Below are 18414 nucleotides of genomic sequence, written 5' to 3'. Positions count from 1 at the left end.
GAGCAGCAAGGCTTTCACCACCGCCGGAGGGTCCCCACCCACTCGGCGTCGAACAGACTGACGGCTGGTCAGCACGCCGCACGGCGGCTGCCTGGAGCAACACCCCACCGCAGTAAATGATTGATATCCAAGGAGAGACCATGATCACCAAGGAACACATCGACGACCTGCTGAACCGCAAGGGCAACATCGTTTCCACCGACGGGGACAAGATCGGCTCGGTCGGCCAGGTTTACGCCGACGACGAGAGCGGCCAGCCCAGCTGGGTTACTGCCAAGACCGGCCTGTTCGGCAGCTCGGAGAGCTTCGTTCCGCTGGAAGGGGCCCGGGTGGAGGGGGACGACGTCGTTGTCCCGTACACCAAGGACCAGGTCAAGGACGCTCCCCGCGTCGACACTGACGGCCACCTTGAGCCCGCTGAAGAAGAGCGGCTCTACCAGCACTACCAGCTTGGCGGCGGCGGCCGGACCTACACCGACGCCACCTCCGGCCACAACGCCGGCACCGCCGGTGTTGCAGGTACCGGACGCCACGACGAGCACGGCACGGTCGGCCACGACACCTCGGGCCCGACCACGGACGATGCCATGACCCGCTCGGAAGAGCGGCTCAACGTTGGCACCGAGAAGCAGGAAGCAGCCCGCGTCCGGTTGCGCAAGTACGTCACCACGGAAAACGTGACCAAGACCGTCCCGGTCCAGCGCGAGGAAGTCCGGCTTGAGCGCGAGCCGATCACCGAGGCCAACCGCGGCGACGCGATGTCCGGCCCGGACCTCAGCGATGAAGAGCACGAGGTCATCCTGCACGAGGAGCGCCCGGTCGTGGACAAGGAAACCGTCCCGGTCGAGCGCGTCCGCCTCGACAAGGACGTGGTGACCGACGAGGTCACCGTCGATGAGGAAGTCCGCAAGGAACGCATCGAAACCGACGGCGTCGACGGCACCCGCCGCTAAGGCAATCCGTCCGGCGTAACAGGATAGAAAGGCCGGGGAAAGGGTCACCACCCTCTCCCCGGCCTTTTCTGTTGCCCTGGAGGTTCAGGCGGGTGCCGGGCCGCCCCGGTCGTCGGGAATCATCGACCACATGGTCGCCATCCGGACCGCGCCATCAGGCACCAGGTTCGGATCAACAAGTTCGTAGTCCCGCAGCAGATCGAAAAGCCTCTCATTGAGCTCCGCGCGCTGGGCGGGGGTCAGGTACAGCAGGTTGCTGGCGAGCACCACCGCCGAAGTGCCCTCGGAGGCCTCGCCGCGCTGCCGCTGCTCGTCCCGGGTCTTCGCGTAGGCGTTGACCCGCCGCCGGTAGGCATCCAGTTCCAGATCCAGCACGGCAAACTCGGGGCTCGCCAGCCCTCCGCCGGAATTGATGGTGAAGTCGGTGCCGGCCGCTTTCCAGCGGCGCTCCCGGGCATCGCCGGCGGTGGCAGCCGGGATCACGATCCCCCACTTTTGCAGGGCACGCAGGTGGTAGCTCATAGCGCTCGGGGTCAGACCCGTCTGGGCCGCGAGTTCGGTCGCAGTGCGGCTGACCTGCGTGGAATAGAGCTCAGAGATGACCTCCAGTCTCGCGGCATGCGCCAGGGCCCGGATCGCTTTCGGGTCCGTGATTTCCACTTTTTGTTCCGGACGCGGCCTGCGCTTGGCGGCCGGAGCGGCGGACGTCTCCGCCTTGGGGTTTTCTGCGTTCACTTCCCCAGTCTACCGGCGCCGGCCAAACTATGAAATAAGTGCTTGACAGTGCGTTTGCCGCCCGGCTAAGTTCCAGACATGAAAGAGTTACTTCACAACTTGAGCAGCGCCTCCTCTCAGGTGCCGCTCTGGCGCAACCGCGACTTCCTGCTGGCGGGCGGCTCGCGATTTTTCGCAACTGCCGGAATGGGCGCCGTCGTCGTCAGTGTCATGCTGCACCTGCAGAGCACCGCGGCCGCCGGCGCCGCAGCGATACCCGGCCCGTGGCTGGTGGCCGCCTATCTGCTGTGTTCGGCGCTCCCGCTGGTGTTGCTCGCGCCCTGGGCGGGCAGGTTGGCCGATACCCGCGACTCCCGGACGCTCGCGACGGCGGCCTCCGCGGTCAGCGCGGCCGCCGTTGCCGGGATGGGCTTGAGTCTGCATTACCCGGACCAGCATCTTCCGGCGCTGTTCGCCCTGACGTTCGTGCTCGACGCCGCCCAGGCCGTGGCGGGGCCGACCTGGCAGGCACTGTTGCCACGGATTGTCGGGGAGGAACGCACTCCCCGCGCCTTGGGCACTATGCAGGCCACCGTCATGATCGCCGGCATGGCAGGACCGGCCGCCGGCGGTCTGCTCAGCGGCTGGGGCGGCCCGGGCGTGGTGTTCGGCGTCGCGAGCGGCTGCTATCTGGCGATGGGAGCCGGCGCCCTGCTGATCCGGACCCGCCGTGGCACCGCGGCAGAGCGCGCGGGCCGCGAAACCCCCGCCCTGCTGGACGGGCTGAGGCTGATCCGCCGGGACCCTCTCGTGTGGGCACTGGTACTCGGCGCCATGTTCTTCATCGTCGTGGGCGAGGCCACCAACGTTCTGGAAGTCTTCCTGGCCCGGGACGAGCTGGGGGCCACCGAGACCGAGTACGGTCTGCTCGCAGGGTCGTTCGGGCTCGGAATGGCCGCCGGCGCTGCCCTGGCGGGCCGGATCAAGACGCCGTTTGCCCGGCTCCGGGTGCTGCTCGCCTCGATGGCGCTGACTTCCACTTTCCTTGGGGTCATGGCACTGGTGCCGACCGTGGGGCTGCTCTTCGCGGCCTACACCGCAATGGGCGCCGCTTGCGGCGCCTTGAACGCCTGCTTTGGCGCGATTGCCATCCTGCGCATTCCGGAAAGCGGGCGCGGCCAGGCGGTGGCGATCATCGGCGGCATGACCCGCGCAGTTTCCATCGCGGCGCTGGCCGTAGGCGGCTTGCTGGGCGCGCTGCTGCCTGTGCGGCTGAGCTTCCTGGCCACCGGGCTGGGCGGCGTGGTCGTTGCCCTGGCCGTCGCTGCATATGTGCTGCGACGTTTCGGGCCCGACGGCGCCGCGTCCCCGGCCTCGGCTGGCTCAGGCCGGGAGCAGGAAACCGTCGCGCACCAGGTTGCCGACGTCGTCGAGGAGCCGCCTGCGGAACGTTCCGCTGTCGTGGCCTTCGAACCCGCCCAGCAACGCGTCAAGGGCGCCGATGATCTGGCCGACGGAGAGCTCGCCGTCACAGGCTGAGACAAAGCCAGCCAGCTCCGTGCTGAGCAGGTTGGTGCGTCGTAGTCCTGCGCCCTGCCGCAGCAGGATCACGCCGGGGTGCTCTGCCCCGGGGCGCTGGTGGCGTTCCTCAGTGACGTCCTCGGCGACGGTCAGGTGCGCGGAGTCCAGGTCGTGCGCGGCGAGCCAGTCTGCGCGTTCGACGGCTGCGCCCAGATACGGGCCGACGGGTTGTTCGATCGGGTAGGTGATTTCCTCGAAACGGAAGATGACCGGCCCCGCCCCCTCAGCCGGGCGGCGCAGCCAGATCATTCCGAAACCGATGGCTTCCACGTTCCGGCCCGCGAAGTCATCCAGGTAGGCGGCGTAGGAGTCCTGGTAGAGCCGCCGGTTCCGGGCCTCGGAGGCGTCCTGGAGCCAGGTCTCGGCGTACTGCTCCGGGCTGACCTGCTCGCGCTGGATGAACCAGACGTCCATGTCCGGGCTGGCCCAGCCCTGCGGCCTTTCGGACCAGCCGGCATCCGCCCGGATCTCCCAGTTGCCCAGCAGCTGGGCTGTTCCGTCGGGGGTAAGGACCGAGGGGAGGTCCCGGACCAGCGCAGCGACGAGATCATCGCCCGGCAGACCGCCGTCGCGGTAGGTGAATTGGTCCGCGGCAGTGTCCCCCGCGCCGCGCGGGGTGATGACGAACGGCGGGTTGGAGACCACCAGGTCAAATTTCTCCCCTGCCACCGGGTCCAGCAGCGATCCCAGCCGAAGGCTCACCCTGCTCTCCAGATCCTTCGGGTCCAGGTGCAGCGCGGGGCCGTTGAGCATCAGGTTGAACCGGGTGAAGGCCAGCGCCCGCTCGGAGATGTCAGTTGCCGTGACGTGTTCGGCATGGTGCAGCAGATGGAAGGTCTGGATGCCGCAGCCGGTGCCCAGGTCCAGGGCGCGGGCCACGTGTCGCCGGGCGGTGACCTGGACGAGGGTGGCGGACGCCTGCCCGATGCCCAGCACGTGGTCGCGGCGCAGCACTCCGGGGCTCTGGTGGGCGGCCAGGTCGCTTGCCACCCACAGGTCGGCGCCGCCGCTGGCATTGCCCTCGTCATCGAGGGCGGGGTCCCAGCCGTACGGCCGCAGGTCCACCCTGGCCTGGATGAGATCCCCGGCGGGCTCCGCGAGGCCGAGCTGGAGCAAGCCGGCGGTGCGGATACCGGGCAGGGCGGAGTCGAGGGTTCCGGCCGGCTGCGGCTCGGCCAGCAGCCACAAGCGGACGACGGCGGCGAGCGCCGCCGCCGTCGGAGCGCGCTGGGCGGCGGACTCGGTGGCGATCAGGGCGGGAATGAGCTGGTCCCGGGCCAGCGCGGCGTGGGCGGCTTCCCCGAGAAGTCCTGCGACGCCGTCGACGGTGTAGCTGATACGCCGCAGGTCCGCGGCCAGGGCTGCGAGCAACTCAGGGAGGTCGCTGCGCGGGGCATCGGGGGTGTTGCCGGCGGTGAAATGCGTTGAGGGAGTCACCGGACAAGCTTAGTCGCGGCGTCGGTCGCGCGGCGCTGGGGCACACGGCCCAGGCGACCGGAACGGGGTGCGCCTCAGAGCCGATGCCGCGAGTAGTCCAGCAGGGCGTCCCGCACGAAGGCCGCGCCGACCGGTCCGCCGTAGTTAGAGGCGAAACGCGGATCCGCGACATACATTTCGGCGAGACCGGCAAGGTAAACCTTCAGCTCCCCTGCGTTGTGGCCCGGAGCAGCCGGAGTTCCCGGAATGCCCCGCAGCCATTCGACGTGGCGCCGTGCGAGCGTCTGCGCCTGGCCGCTGTCAGGGGCGGCACCCGATCGGGCCGCCTCAGCCCACTCCTCGGCAAGGTGCTGGGCGTCCAGCTTCCAGGCCTCCTGCCGCTCGGCGCCCAGGCCGCGCCACCAGGTGTCGCTCTGCGCATAGGCGTCCCGGCCCCAGCGTTCTTCGACTTCTTCTTGGTGACGGGTGTGGTCGAAGCCGTCGAACATCCTCTCGGCCATGAGTTCCCTGCCTTCCCTTACTGCTTCCAGAGTGTGCTGGACCGCGGCAATCTGCCTGCCCAGCCGGTCCTGTTCCTGCCGCAGCCACTGCAGGTGACCGGCCAGCGCGGTCTCTGCGTGGCATTCATTCGCGAGGACATCAGCCACGGCCGGCAACCCGAGCCCCAGATCGCGCAGCAGCAGGATGCGCTGCAGCCTCAGCAGGGCTGCCTGGCCGTAGTACCGGTAGCCGTTCCCTCCGGTGCGGGTGGGATGCAGCAGCCCTATGCTGTCGTAATGGCGCAGGGTCCGGCTGGTGGTGCCGGCGATCTTCGCAAGCTGCTGCACAGACCACTCCACGGCTTTTCCCTTCACGCCGGGAGTCTCCCGGTCACTACTGCGAGCCTAGATCTTGACGCTGCGTCAACGTCAAGACCTGCCGTCCGGCCCGTGGTCCCGGCACCTTCCGGCCGCCCGCTGGGTTGGCGGGCGGGGCCGGCCCCGCCGTAGCCGGTAAGTTGGAGGCATGCTTTCCGTCCCGTTACTGCCCTCCCGCCGCCGCGGCGTCCGCCGCGTCCTCGCTGCAGCGGCTGGTGCCGCCGTGGCACTGGCCCTCTCGGCCTGCTCTCCCGCCGGCTCGGTGGAATCCGCGGACGTGAACGCGTGGAAGGCCACCGCCCTGCCGTCTGCCGACGGGATCGTCCTGGCGGACGCAGGCAAGATCCTCAGCCGGGACCCGATTGCCAAGGACGCCACCGTGCGCGCGGGCGACTACGTCCTGACGATGACCTGCGACGGCGGCGGCAAGGAATTTTTTGAGATTTCCCTCGACGGCAACCGGCTCACTGAGGCCGGCGCCGCGTGCAACGGCAGCGGCGAAACCGCACGAATCAAGGTGCCGGCTGCCGGCAAGCTGACGATCAGCACGTCCAGCGTGGACGCCCCGCTCCTCTACGCGTATCAGCTGGTACCGGCGGCCTGAGCCGGCGCCTATCGGGCACCCACCAGGGCCGGACGGCAGGGGGCTTTCGGCGCGGCGCGGGCGGGCCTAATCTCGGAGTATGCCCACCGCGCAGGCACCCCCGCTGCGGCGGTCGCGCGCCGTGGCCACGGCCGTCGCAATCGCTGCCGCCATGGCTTCCGGGCTGTGCGCTTGCGAATATCAATACGACGGCGGACCTCCCGCCGACGCTGCCTCCCGGTCCACCCCTTTCACCGACGCCGCGCTTCCCCAGGACCCGGGCAAGAACCGGCCGGTGACCGGCGCCGATTTGGACCAGTGGGTCGCCGAAGTACTTCCCGCGACGAAGGGACAGCTCTTCCACTCCGGATACGGCCTGCTGGACGCCGGCGCGACGCGCAACGAGACCACCAGCCAGCTGCCCAGCGGGACGTACTCTCTCACGCTCGTCTGCCGAAGCACCCGCCGCGTCTCCTTCACCGTCCGCAACGAGGAGAGCGTCCTGGTGGACTTGAGCCTGCGCTGCGGAACCGCACGGGTCAACGTGGTGCAGGTCGGTGCGGACGCGGTGCTGGCGGTTCGGATCGAGTCGCTGGCACCGGCCAACTTTGCCTACCGGGTGATCCGCATCTGAATTTTAGGCCCCTGCCTGACCTCAGGCAGCGCAGCCCCCGGGGCATCGCAGGGTTTGGGGGTCTGAGGCGCACTCCGTGCAGTACAGGGTGAGGGTGCGGCAGCTGGGGTTGGAGCAGTTTTCAAACTTGCTGGTTGGCGCTGCGCACCGGATGCAGCGGCCGATCGTCTTGGCCTCCTCGCTGAACTCGAGGTGCATGCGCTTGTCGAAGACGTACAGCGAGCCCTCCCAGAGCCCCTGGTCCTTGAACGCCTCGCCGTAGCGGACGATCCCGCCGTCGAGCTGGTACACCTCTTTAAAGCCGCGGTTAATCATCAGGCTGGAAAGGACTTCGCAGCGGATGCCTCCGGTGCAGTACGTGACGACCGGCTTGTCCTTCAAGGCGTCGTATTTCCCGGAGTCGAGTTCCCGGATGAAGTCGTGGGTGGTCGCGACGTCGGGAACGACGGCGTCTTTGAACTTGCCGATCTGCGCCTCGAAACCATTGCGGCCGTCAAAGAAGACCACTTCGTCCCCGGCCTGCTTTTTCTCCTCCACGAGCCGGTGCAGCTCCTCGGGGGCCAGGTGGGTGCCGCCGCCTACGACACCCTTTTCATCCACCTTGAGTTCACCGGGGGCACCGAAGGAGACGACCTCGTCGCGCACCTTGACGCTGAGGCGGGGAAAGTCCGCCGCGCCGCCGTCAGACCATTTCACGTCGATGCCACGGAAACCGTCGTATTCGCGGGTCGTCTTGACGTACTGCTTGACCGCGCCGATTTCGCCCCCGACGGTGGCGTTGATGCCGTCTTTGGAGATGAGAATTCGGCCGGTCAGGCCGAGCTTTTCGCACAGAGCGCGTTGCCAGAGCCGGACGGCAGCCGGATCCGCGATCGGGGTAAAGCCGTAGAAGAGGACAATCTTGTTCAAAGCCACGTATTTAAGCGTACTGGGCGGAGTGAACCGGTGATGACACGCGGGAGGGTCACAATTGCGTAAGCAAGCGCCCGCACCGGTCCTCTCCCCTGTTGCTTGTGCCGGGGCTGGAATACGCTCTTCTCATGAGTCTGGACGCCATGGTTGAAGACACTACCCACCTCCTGGAGGTCTGGGTTGCCGGGTGGGCCGGCTGCCGCGGTTACGAAATACGCCGGGAGGGCCGTTTCCCCGCGGTGCTGAGGGCGGACACGACCCGGGAGTGGGAGTATTTCGCGTGCGATCCCTCGGAGGCGGAGTTCGCTGAGCTGGCGGCCAAAGCCGCCGAGGCCCCCGCCCGGATCCTTACCATCCTCACCAACGATGAAGCCCGTTACACCGCCCTGGCCGCGCAGCACCGTCTCAACCTGACATCTGCCACGCAGACCATGATGATCGTGGATATGGAAACCCAGGACTCGGAGGATCCCTGGCTTCCGGACGATGACCTCCGCTGGGTCCCGTCGACCGACGACGGCGTCCACCACGCCGTCGTTTACGCTGGCGACGAAATTGCCGCGAGCGGGCGGGTCTTCGTCGCGGACCACACCGCAGTCTTTGACAAAATCGTGACCGAACCCGGGTTCCAGCGCCGGGGGCTCGGCAGCTTCATTATGCGGGCGCTGGCCGCGCAGGCCTTTGAACACGACGTCGAAAGCGGTCTCCTGCTCGCCTCCTTGGACGGCCAGCAGCTGTATTCGCACCTCGGCTGGACCACGGTGTGCCACGTGCTGATGCTCTCCTCCTCTGACGAAGGCGGCGACCTGTCCCTGGTGTGAGCTCGGCACCCCGGCGCAGGCTTGCCGCGCCGCGCGGTGACGGCGGCCGTCCACCCGCCAGGCAGCGGTTCACGCCGGCGATTTGAGCCCGGGTGAAACAATGTTGGAGTGAATCCGCATGAGTCCCTGATCCCCCTGCTGGGCCGCGGCCCGGACCCGGAGCAGCTGCGGCACGTGCGGACCATCCCGGCCAGGAAAGCCGTCAACGAGCCGTGGCCGGAGTGGGCACACCCGGACCTCGTGCAGGCCTACGGCTCGCTCGGCATCCACGAGCCGTACCGCCACCAGGTTCAGGCCGCCGACCTCGCCCATGACGGCCGGCACGTGGTGATTGCCACCGGCACCGCGTCCGGCAAGTCCCTGGCCTACCAACTGCCGGCGCTGGACGCGGTCCACCGCTCGGAACTGCGGGTCCTGGCTGATCCCGGCAGGATCCACGATGACGGTGCCGTCACCCTGTATCTCTCGCCCACGAAGGCGCTGGCAGCCGACCAGCTGGCAGCCATCCGCTCGCTGAAGCTCCCCACCGTCCGGGCAGAAACCTACGACGGCGACACCGACCCCGCCTCCCGCCGCTGGATCCGGGACCATGCCAACGTGATCCTCGCCAACCCCGACATGCTGCACTTCGGGATCCTGCCAAACCACGCCTGGTGGGCCCGGTTTTTCCGCCGTCTGCGCTACGTGATTGTGGACGAGGCCCACAGCTACCGCGGCGTCTTCGGCTCGCACGTCGCCAATCTGATGCGCCGGCTGCGCCGGATCTGCGCCTACTATAACTCCGGTTCCGGCCAGCCCGGTCCCGTGTTTATTGCCGCTTCGGCCACCGCCTCCGACCCCGGGACTTCCTTCGGCCGGCTCATCGGCGCCGAGGTCCGGGCGGTGTCCGAGGACTGCTCACCGCATGGCGCCACCACCGTCGCCTTCTGGGAACCGGCGCTGACCGAGCTGCGCGGGGAGAACGGCGCCAGGGAGCGCCGCACCGCCGTCGCGGAAACCTCGGACCTGCTGGCCAACCTGGTCTCCTCCCGGATCCGGACCATCGCGTTCATCAAGTCCCGCCGCGGGGCAGAGACGATCTCCTCCATCACCAAGCGGCTCCTGGATGAGGTGGATCCCAGCCTGCCGCAACGGGTGGCGGCCTACCGCTCCGGCTATCTGCCGGAGGAACGGCGCGCCCTGGAGCGGGCGCTGCGCTCCGGGGAACTGCTGGGCGTTTCGAGTACCTCGGCCCTTGAGCTGGGCATCGACATTTCCGGTCTCGACGCGGTCCTGGTCGCCGGCTGGCCCGGGACCAGGGCGTCGCTGTTCCAGCAGATCGGCCGCGCCGGCCGCGCCGGACAGGACGCGATTGCCGCCTTCGTCGCCAGCGACGATCCACTGGACACCTACCTGGTGAACCATCCCGAGGCGATCTTCGACGTCTCGGTCGAAGCCACCGTCTTCGACCCGTCCAACCCGTACGTACTGGGACCCCACTTGTGCGCCGCGGCGGCGGAACTGCCGCTGGGGTACGCGGAGCTCGGGCTGTTCGGCCCCACGGCTGAAGGGCTGCTGGACCAGCTGGTCGGCCAGGGGTACCTCCGGAAACGGCCGGCGGGCTGGTTCTGGACCCACCCGCAGAGCGCCGCTGCCATGGTGAACCTGCGGGCTGACGGCGGCGGCCCGGTGAGCATCGTAGATGCCGACACAGGCTCCCTGCTCGGCACCATGGACTCGCCGCAGACCCACTATCAGGCGCACACCGGAGCCGTGTACGTCCACCAGGGCGACAGCTATGTCGTTGAGGACCTGAACGAGGATGAGCACTGCGTCGTGGTGCGGCGCGCCAATCCGGATTACTACACCACGGCCCGGGGACGTGACCCAGATCGAGGTCCTGGAAACGCTGCGCAGCACCCAGTGGGGTGACGTGGCGGTCCATTTCGGCGACGTAAAAGTAACGACACAGGTGGTCTCCTTTCAGCGCAAGGCGCTGATTTCGAACGAGATCCTCGGCGAGGAGCCGTTGCAGCTGGGCGCCCGGGACCTGTTCACCAAGGCGGTCTGGTTCGTCGTGGACAACCGATCACTGACGGACGCCGGACTGATCGAAGCGCAGTTTCCCGGCGCCCTGCACGCCGCCGAGCATGCCGCCATCGGGTTGTTGCCGCTGGTGGCCTCCAGCGACCGATGGGACATCGGCGGGGTCTCCACTGCGATCCACGCCGACACCGGGATGCCCACGATCTTCGTTTACGACGGCCATCCCGGCGGGGCCGGTTTCGCAGAGCGCGGCTACGACAAGGCCAGGGTGTGGCTCTCGGCGACCCGTGAGGCGATCATGGCTTGCGAATGCGAATCCGGCTGTCCGTCATGCGTCCAGTCCCCCAAGTGCGGCAACAAGAACAACCCGCTGGACAAGGACGCCGCCGTCACCCTGCTCGGGATGCTGTTGACGGACGCTACCGACACCATGGGCCACAACGCCGGGCTGGGCGGCGTTCCGGCGGATCCGGTCACGAACCAACTGGGCCAGGCAAGTCCGCTTTGACGGTCACGGTGCCTGTACGCGCCCCGGTCCGGCATCAGAGGCAGGGGGAGGGCCCGCCCGGGCCAGCCCCGAGGCAGGACCGAACACTGCGCGGGAGCGCAGTTCTGTGCGGACCTGGACGGTGTCGCCGGCTTCGACGGCACACGCCAGGAGCCGCGCCTCGTGCCTGGCGGCGACTTCGGCGGCGACGGCACATGGCTGGCCGCTGGTGAGGCCCCGGGCTGCGTCCGCGGCGGCAAGCGCCGCCAGATCAGCAGCTGCAGCAGCCCTGGAGGCCAGCACGGTGGCCTGGCCCAGTAGCACCACGGCGGTCATCGCCAGCAGCAGCACCAACCCGAGCCCGAGGGCGAGGACCGTCCCGGCGCCCCGCTCAGGGCTGCGGGCCGGCGCCATCAGGCGCTCCTGTGCCACGGCAGGGGCTCCGGCCCCGGAACAAAGAGCGCCGGCGCGTCGGTGGTTTCACTCCTCGCCCAGGCCCTGGCCGTCAGGGTCCACGGGACCAATGGGGCCACCGCTCCGTGGACGGTTCCGGAAACTGTGACGCTGAGCCATCCCGCGTCGGAAGCCACGGCCACCCGCGCTGAATCACCGGCGAGGTGCCGGACGATACCGCCGACAGCTGCTGCATCTTCACCGCGGGCGAGTGCCCGGGCTCCGCCCCGCGCGGCTTCTTCCAACCGGAGCTGCGTCAAGCCGGCGGCCGAACCGGCAAGCAGCAGGCCCAGCACCAGGATGACCGCGGGAAGCGCGACGGCGAACTCGGCTGTCACAGCGCCACGGCACGCTCGAGCGTCCGGGCAGGTCACGGGGCCAGGGCCGGGACCGTCCGGTCGGACCGGGGCCCTGGCCGGGCAGTAGAACCTGATCCGGCTCCGGACCTGCGCTCGGCGCCGGTTTCCAACAAACGGCAGCATCAGCCTCACGGCAGTGCCAGCGCCGTGCGGATCAGGTTCAACAGAAAGCCCCGCACTTCGTCGCTGCGCATGATGAGCACGAGAAGACCGGGAAAGCCCACCGCGGCCAAGGTGGCGATGGCGTACTCAGCGGTCGCCATCCCCGCTTCGGACCCGCGGAGCTTTCCCCGCCTGCGGGCAGACCAGGCCAACCCGGCCGGCCACCCGGACCGGGGTCGGTGGACCGGGGTGGCCCGTGTGGCACCGGGATAGATCTCCCGGACTGCAGCAGCTCCGTTCTCTTCCGGCGCTTTGTCGGGACGGGCGGGGGCGTTTCGGTGGAAGGTCATGAGCGTTCCTCTCGGGAGGTTCCGGTACAGTCACCGGCTGCTACCAATCTCATCTGTCGGGTCCGTGCCGGTAAGGGCGCTGCCGGGTCAAGTGGAAAAACCCGGCTGTGGAGGAGGAGTCGCAGCGCCGGCCGCCGGCACCCTTCAGGAAAATGCAGGAAACATCGCCAGCAGGACCGGCACTATGCCCAGGCATACGAAGGCGGGCAGCGAACACAGCCCCAAGGGAACGACCAGTTTGACCCCCAGGGCCGCGGCGCGCCGTTCGGCGGCACGGAACTGCTCGCGGCGCAGCCGGGCGGCCTGTGCGTACAAGATGGCGGACGACGGCACCCCGGTCACCGCGGCGAACCCCAGGGCGTCCCGGAGCGCGAGCAATTCCGCGGGCAGAGCGCGGGAGCTTCGCCATGCCGTCTCCCAGTCGGTGCCGAGCGCAAGGGCGGACACGACCCGGTCCAGGTGCAGCCGGAGCGCCGGAGCCGTATGCAGGACGACGACCTCCAGGGAACGGCCGAGACCGGAACCGGCGTCCAGGACCGCACCGATTAATTCCAGCATCATGGCCGGATCCCGCAAACCGGAGTCCGGGCCCTCCAGGGGTACGCCTCCCCCGGGGGACCCGGTATACGGACTGCTACTGCTGCGCGGTGGCAGCCCGCGCCAGCGCCGGCCTGCCCGGCGGTGGTCGGTGAGCGCGAGAACTGAGGCTGCGGCGAGCAGGGCGGTAACCGCGAGACTGCCGGGTTGGGGAATCACCGGCGCCCTCCCGCGGCAGACCGAACGAGCCCGGCGGACCAGATCCGGCCAGCACCGGTGAGTGCGAGTCCCACAACGAGGGCGACCGGCCCGAAAGGTGTGCCGAGCAGGACCGCCCGCGGATCCACGCCGAGCAGCACCGCCAGTCCGAGGCCCAGGAAAGGCAGCCAGGTCAGGATCCGGACGGTGGCTTGCGGGCCGGCGAGCGCGGTCTGGCGCGCCGCTTCGGCGTCGTCCTCGGCCTCCAGGTGGGCCGCGAAGCGGGTCAGGATGTCCGCAAGTGGGCAACCACTGGCCCGGGCCACCTCGAAGCACACCGACAGTTCCAGCCAGATCGCCCTTTCCTTGGCGACGGGGCCGCGCGACGCGGCTCTGCCGCGCGACGCGGCTCTGCCGCGCGACGCGGCTCTGCCACGCGACGTGGCTCGGCCGGGGAATCTGGCTCGGCCGGGTGGTGCGCCGCTGCCGGGTTCCGGGCAGGCTCGGCTGCGGATAGCGGCAGCTACGGGAGAACCTCTCACTGCCGCGGTACGGGCGGCGGCCAGGATTTCCTGCGATGCCTGACTCAACACACCCGCAGCCGGCCCCGTGCCCCAGCTGAGCCCTCCGGCAGTGCCGTGTAACTGGTCCGGCGGCCCACAGCCGTAGAGCACCGCCAGCTCTTCCCACAACCGTGCGGGCGTCCTGCCGGCCCTGAGCAGGGCGGCGAGCTGCTGAACCACCACAGTCATGGAAACTTCGGGAATTGTGCGGCTGGCCGGGGGCCAAAACGGCAGCCGACCGCGCCAGCCCGCGGACAGCGTTCGGGTTCGGGTTCGGGAGGAAGCGTGGGGCGGGCCGGAAAGGACCGTGCGGAAACGGCGCGCGGACGGTCGAGCCGGAGCGGCCATCATCCACAGCGCCAGCGCCAGGGTTGCGGCCAGCAACGTCGTCATGGGCCGGCGCTAATTAGGGCGGAGCGGCCAGTACCGGGTCCGTCGTGCGCGTCCAGTCCCAGTCGCTCCGCAAGCTCGGGCCAGGCGGGACCGGCGAGAAGCTCCTGCCCGGCCGCTTCAAGCGCCGCAGTCACGGCCAGTTCGGGACCGTTCCCGACCACCAGCCCGACGGAGGCCACCTGCCGGCCCTGCCGGGTTCGTTCGAGATGCACCACGGCGTCCACGGCGCTGACCGCCTGTAGCCGGACGGCGTCGGCCCCCATCCCTGCGAGGGCCCCGAGCGCGGTCAGCCGGGCCGGGACGGCCGCCGCAGTGTTGGCGTGGATGGTTCCGCCGGCGCCGGTGTGGCCGGTGTTCATGGCCATCAGCAACTCCCGGACTTCGGCTCCGCGGCACTCGCCCACCACCAGCCGGTCGGGCCTCATGCGCAGCGCCTGGCGGACCAGCTCAGCCAGGTCCACGGCTCCCCCGCCCTCGATGTTGGTGTGGCGTGACTCAAGGGAGACCACGTGTGGATGGACCGGGTTCAGCTCGGAGGCATCCTCGATCAGGACGAGCCGCTCCCCGGGAAGGCACAGGCCGAGGAGTGTCGCCAGCAGGGTGGTCTTTCCTGAGCCTGTCGCACCGCTGATGAGGAAACTGAGCCGACGGGCCACAATTCGCTCCAGAACGTCCCGCACCAGGGGTCCGAACATTCCGCCGCGGCCCAGTTCGTCCATCGAGAAGACAGACTCCCGCCGGATCCGGACGCTCAGCAGGGTGCCGGCGGTGGAAATCGGCGGCAGCACGGCGTGGATCCGGTAGCCGCCGTCGAGCCTGACGTCGACGCACGGGGAACTGTCGTCCAGACGCCGGCCACCGGCGGCGACCAGCCGTGCGGCCAGGGCTCGGACCTGCGTTTCTCCTACGAAGGCAACGGGGGCCCGTTCGAGCCCGCGGCCGCGGTCAAACCACACCGAGTCCGGGGCGTTGACGAAGATGTCCGTCACCAGCGGATCACGGATCAGGGGCTGCAGCGGGCCAAGGCCGTTCAACTCGGCGCTGATGCTGTCGACCGCAGCCAGCGCCCCTGCGGTGCCCAGCACCTTGCCGCTTGCCTGTACAGCCGCCGCAACCCGGGACGGCGTGAGGGGTCCGGCGTCGGACAGGACGGTTGCCCGGACCGTTTCGAGCAGACGCGCATCGATCCGCGACTCGGCTCCGCCGGGCAGTTGCCGCCGGAGCGGCGGCCTTTGTCCAGGCGGCAGGTCGGACGCTGCATGCGAGCTCACGGATACTCGTCCCCAGTGAGGTCCAGCACGGCATCCGCGAAACGCTGCACGCTCCGCCGGTTCCCGGCGTCCAACAGGCGGCCAAGCTCGGTCGCGGCGGCCGTTCCGCGAACCTCGGGCAGAACGCTTTGCACCGGCGCACCGACGGAACGGGCAATGAGCTCATAGTCGACAGCGGCCCCCGGCCGGACCCTGACCGCGAGCGGTGTCTCCACGGGCGGAAGTTCGGGTACCAGCCGGGCAGCGGCGACGGCGGCCCGGAGCTGGGCCGGCAGCACGACGAGAACCCGGTCGCATTCCCAGGCGAAGGTGCGCACGACTTCCCGCCCCCGCCCAATGTCCAGCAGGACAAGCTCGAAACTTCGCCGGGCGGCGTCAAGCACGGCGGAGACCGCTGCCGTGTCAACGGGGACGGGACGTTCCCGCTTGCCAGGCCAGGACAGGAAGGAGAAGCCGCCTGCGTCCGGCAGCGCCTCCCGGAACTGGTCCGGGTCGATACTGCCGCTCGCGTCCGCGAGGTCCGGCCAGCGGAGTCCGTCCTCTTCTTCAGCGGAGAGCGCAAGTTCGAGACCGCCGCCCCAGGGATCGCCGTCAATCAGCAGCACGCGTGCGCCATGCCGGGCTGCGGCCTGCGCAAGCCAGACGGCCGCGGTCGTTGCCCCGGCCCCGCCGCAGCCGCCGACAACGCCCAGGACGTGTCCGCCCGGATCGGCGGCGTGGTAGCGGCTCAGGTACTCAGCCAGCCAGGGGCCGCCCTCAGGAAGGACTGCCACGCGTTCGGCACCCATAACCGCCGCCAGTTGCCACAGCCTGTCCCCTTCACCGCTTAGCCCCACCACCACGGCCGGGACACGCCGCCGGTAGGGCAACTCCGGCACATCACTGCCCACCAGCACCGCCCCGGCCGCATCCCAGAACGGCGCCGCCTCCGCGGCATCGCTTACGGAGGTCAGCTGCCGTCCGGCGGCCGCGACGATGCATTCCACCTCGGCCCGCAGCACCTCCGAGCCGGTGACCAGCAGCGTCTCTGCCGCGCCGTCGGGCAGCCATGCCGCGGGAGGAGGACCGGCAGCGGTGCCGCCCCGGGGCGCGGGCCGCGGGGACCCGGGTTCGGATGATTGGTGCCTGCTCATGGCACCACCTTGATGGACCCGGAGCCGGGCCGATACCGCCGCCGCCGGCTATGTGGAAAACCGTCCCCGCGGCCGCTGGCATTTCAGCACGGAACAGCAGGGCAGAATTGAGTCCATGCATCTGCTGCTCGCCGCCCACCCTGACGGCGCAGCCGTGCAGCGGCTCACGCCGTCGGGCGATCCAGATCCTGCCGCCCCCAAACCGCGCCTGGTCAGCACCGCCGAGCTGCCCGGCGTTGTCCGTGATCTGGAGCGTCGGGGGGCCCGCTGGATCTGGCACCGTACCCAGGACTGGTACCCGGCCCTGCTGGCTGCCGGCGTCGAGGTGGAGCGTTGCTATGACCTGACCCTGTGCGGCGCCATCCTGGCCCACTCTGCGTTCACGGCGCACACCGACTACGCCCGGTCTGCGGAGAAGCTGACCCAGGACGATGACCTCGCGCAACCGCCGCGGGTTTTGCAGCCGCCGCCCCCGCCCGCGGACCAGGGCGCCCTGTTCGATGACGCCCGGCTGCAGGCGGCCCCGCGGCATTCACTCGAAGAGCTGCGTGCCGAGTACGCCGCCCAGCAGGAGGCGCTGGCCCTCGCGGGGCAGGGCGGCCCCGGATTGGGCGGTGCGGGGTCGGCCGGCGCGGGGTCGGCCGGCACCGGGCACGCCGGCAGCCACCGCAAGCAGCGGCTCCAGCTCCTGCTGGCCGCCGAGTCCGCTTGCGCCATAATCGCTACCGAAATGCAGCACACCGGCGTGCCATGGCGCGAGGAGCTGCACGAGCAGATCCTCGCCGGCCATCTCGGGCCGCGGCCGCCCCACGGCCACCGTCCGGCGAAGCTGGAGGCCCTCAACAGCGAACTTCGCCGCCTGCTGCAGTCCCCCGCGCTGAACCCGGACTCCCCGCAAGACCTGATGCGGGCCCTGCACCGCAACGGGATTGAGGTAAAGAGCACCCGGCAGTGGGAACTGAAGGAGTCCACCCACCCGGCGATCGAACCGTTGCTCGCCTACAAGAAGCTCGCCCGGCTTCACGCCGCGAACGGCTGGGCCTGGCTGGACGCCTGGGTCGCGGACGGCCGCTTTCGTCCGGAGTATGTGGTGGGCGGCGTGGTCTCGGGCCGTTGGGCCTCACGCGGCGGCGGAGCGCTGCAGATTCCGCGGCAGATCCGGGGCGCGGTGCACGCCGACCCGGGGCACAAGCTGATCGTCGCCGATGCCTCCCAGCTGGAGCCGCGCGTGCTGGTCGCACTGGCCCAGGACACCAAAATGGCCGAGGCCGCCAGGGACAAAGACCTCTACGCCGGCATCGCCGCCCAGGGTTTTGGCGGCGACCGTGCCAAAGCCAAGGTGGCATTGCTCGGCGCCATTTATGGGGCAACGAGCGGCGAATCCGGCCGCCTGATGCCGCAACTGGCCCGCCTTTACCCGCGGGCTGTCGGCTTCGTGGAGCAGGCCGCGCGTGAGGGCGAGGCGGGCCAGACCGTGACCACCCGGCTGGGGCGCAGCAGCCCGCCGCCCTCGGACCGCTGGCTGCTCAGCCAGCGGTCCGCCACCTCCGAGGAACAACGCCGGGCCGAATCGCTGGCGCGGGCGCGCGGCAGGTTCACCCGCAACTTCGTGGTGCAGGGCTCGGCCGCGGACTGGGCCGCCTGCTGGCTGGCGGAACTCCGACGCCGGCTGCGGACCCTGCGCGCTGCCGGCTCCCCCGCCGGGGAGCTCGTCTTCTTCCTGCACGATGAAGTGATGGTCCACTGCCCGGACGGCGCCGTCGAGTCCTGCGTCCAGGTCATTGAAGAGTCCGCCGCCGCGGCCAAGGAGCTGTTGTTCGGCCGGATCCCGGTGGAGTTTCCGGTGAGCGTCGCCGTCGTCGAGTCCTATGACAACGCGAAATAGCCGATAAAACGACGCCGGACGCCGCGTGTGACGCCCCGGGTAATGTACCCGGCAGTAGCGTTGCGGCCCTACTCCGGGCCTTGTTACGTTCGAAATACCGGCCGGACATTCGACCTTCCCGCCGGTGCGAAGGCAAGGCAATGAGGCAGGGAACGGAAGGCAGCAC

16 protein-coding genes and 2 pseudogenes are annotated in these 18414 nt (G+C 69.5%); 7 read left to right on the top strand and 11 right to left on the bottom strand.

The window, feature by feature from the left end; all coding sequences use genetic code 11:
• Positions 1-140 precede the first annotated feature (140 nt).
• Entirely contained in the window at positions 141-953 is an 813-nt protein-coding gene (locus QFZ61_RS06115) for a PRC and DUF2382 domain-containing protein (RefSeq protein WP_307034284.1), read from the top strand.
• Between the two features lie 84 nt (positions 954-1037).
• On the opposite strand, the gene QFZ61_RS06110 is transcribed toward QFZ61_RS06115, so the two are convergent.
• Entirely contained in the window at positions 1038-1688 is a 651-nt protein-coding gene (locus QFZ61_RS06110) for a helix-turn-helix transcriptional regulator (protein ID WP_307034281.1), read from the bottom strand.
• A gap of 78 nt (positions 1689-1766) precedes the next feature.
• On the opposite strand from QFZ61_RS06110, the pseudogene QFZ61_RS06105 reads away from it, so the two are divergent.
• Positions 1767-3035: pseudogene (locus QFZ61_RS06105) on the top strand (MFS transporter); the annotation flags it as partial.
• A 15-nt stretch (positions 3036-3050) separates the two neighbouring features.
• Here QFZ61_RS06105 and QFZ61_RS06100 read toward each other — a convergent pair.
• Positions 3051-4685: a methyltransferase gene (locus tag QFZ61_RS06100; protein ID WP_307034279.1), complete on the bottom strand. Its 1635-nt coding sequence runs from the start codon at positions 4683-4685 to the stop codon at positions 3051-3053.
• A gap of 74 nt (positions 4686-4759) precedes the next feature.
• Complete coding sequence (locus QFZ61_RS06095) at positions 4760-5524, bottom strand: TipAS antibiotic-recognition domain-containing protein (protein WP_307038027.1); 765 nt, start codon at positions 5522-5524, stop codon at positions 4760-4762.
• A 166-nt stretch (positions 5525-5690) separates the two neighbouring features.
• On the opposite strand from QFZ61_RS06095, the gene QFZ61_RS06090 reads away from it, so the two are divergent.
• Positions 5691-6146 carry a hypothetical protein gene (locus QFZ61_RS06090; RefSeq protein WP_307034277.1) on the top strand — a complete coding sequence of 152 codons (456 nt, stop codon included), beginning with the start codon at positions 5691-5693 and terminating at the stop codon, positions 6144-6146.
• A 79-nt stretch (positions 6147-6225) separates the two neighbouring features.
• The gene (locus QFZ61_RS06085) at positions 6226-6759 is read left to right on the top strand and encodes a hypothetical protein (protein WP_307034275.1); all 534 of its coding nucleotides are present in this window, start codon (positions 6226-6228) and stop codon (positions 6757-6759) included.
• A 21-nt stretch (positions 6760-6780) separates the two neighbouring features.
• Here QFZ61_RS06085 and QFZ61_RS06080 read toward each other — a convergent pair whose 3' ends face one another.
• Positions 6781-7674 carry a rhodanese-related sulfurtransferase gene (locus QFZ61_RS06080; RefSeq protein WP_307034273.1) on the bottom strand — a complete coding sequence of 298 codons (894 nt, stop codon included), beginning with the start codon at positions 7672-7674 and terminating at the stop codon, positions 6781-6783.
• Between the two features lie 125 nt (positions 7675-7799).
• On the opposite strand from QFZ61_RS06080, the gene QFZ61_RS06075 reads away from it, so the two are divergent.
• Positions 7800-8492 carry a GNAT family N-acetyltransferase gene (locus QFZ61_RS06075; protein WP_307034271.1) on the top strand — a complete coding sequence of 231 codons (693 nt, stop codon included), beginning with the start codon at positions 7800-7802 and terminating at the stop codon, positions 8490-8492.
• Between the two features lie 108 nt (positions 8493-8600).
• Positions 8601-11025: pseudogene (locus tag QFZ61_RS06070) on the top strand (DEAD/DEAH box helicase).
• Between the two features lie 3 nt (positions 11026-11028).
• On the opposite strand, the gene QFZ61_RS06065 reads toward QFZ61_RS06070, so the two are convergent.
• From QFZ61_RS06065 to ssd, 7 genes are all read right to left on the bottom strand, one after another.
• Entirely contained in the window at positions 11029-11436 is a 408-nt protein-coding gene (locus tag QFZ61_RS06065) for an Rv3654c family TadE-like protein (protein WP_307034269.1), read from the bottom strand.
• Positions 11418-11795, bottom strand: coding sequence for a TadE family type IV pilus minor pilin (locus tag QFZ61_RS06060; RefSeq protein WP_307034267.1), 378 nt, complete (start codon positions 11793-11795; stop codon positions 11418-11420). Before QFZ61_RS06060 ends, QFZ61_RS06065 begins: the two co-directional genes overlap by 19 nt.
• Positions 11796-11944: 149 nt before the next feature.
• Positions 11945-12268: a DUF4244 domain-containing protein gene (locus tag QFZ61_RS06055; RefSeq protein ID WP_307034265.1), complete on the bottom strand. Its 324-nt coding sequence runs from the start codon at positions 12266-12268 to the stop codon at positions 11945-11947.
• Positions 12269-12412: 144 nt separating this feature from the next.
• Positions 12413-12829 (bottom strand): type II secretion system F family protein, encoded by a 417-nt coding sequence (locus QFZ61_RS06050; RefSeq protein ID WP_373427134.1) that lies wholly within the window; start codon positions 12827-12829, stop codon positions 12413-12415.
• Positions 12830-13020: 191 nt separating this feature from the next.
• A complete protein-coding gene (locus QFZ61_RS16950; RefSeq protein ID WP_373427133.1) occupies positions 13021-13755 on the bottom strand; it encodes a type II secretion system F family protein in 735 nt (244 codons plus the stop codon).
• 200 nt (positions 13756-13955) lie between these two features.
• On the bottom strand, positions 13956-15170 hold the full coding sequence (locus QFZ61_RS06040) for a TadA family conjugal transfer-associated ATPase (RefSeq protein ID WP_373427190.1): 1215 nt from the start codon (positions 15168-15170) through the stop codon (positions 13956-13958).
• 56 nt (positions 15171-15226) lie between these two features.
• Positions 15227-16363, bottom strand: coding sequence for a septum site-determining protein Ssd (ssd, locus tag QFZ61_RS06035; protein ID WP_307034259.1), 1137 nt, complete (start codon positions 16361-16363; stop codon positions 15227-15229).
• A 115-nt stretch (positions 16364-16478) separates the two neighbouring features.
• On the opposite strand from ssd, the gene QFZ61_RS06030 reads away from it, so the two are divergent.
• Positions 16479-18248 (top strand): bifunctional 3'-5' exonuclease/DNA polymerase, encoded by a 1770-nt coding sequence (locus tag QFZ61_RS06030; protein WP_307034257.1) that lies wholly within the window; start codon positions 16479-16481, stop codon positions 18246-18248.
• Positions 18249-18414 lie beyond the last annotated feature (166 nt).

Origin of the sequence: Arthrobacter sp. B3I4 (assembly GCF_030816855.1) — a bacterium.
GTDB lineage: Bacteria > Actinomycetota > Actinomycetes > Actinomycetales > Micrococcaceae > Arthrobacter.
Note: the sequence above shows the minus strand (reverse complement) of the source record. Positions and strands in the feature narration are given on the sequence as shown.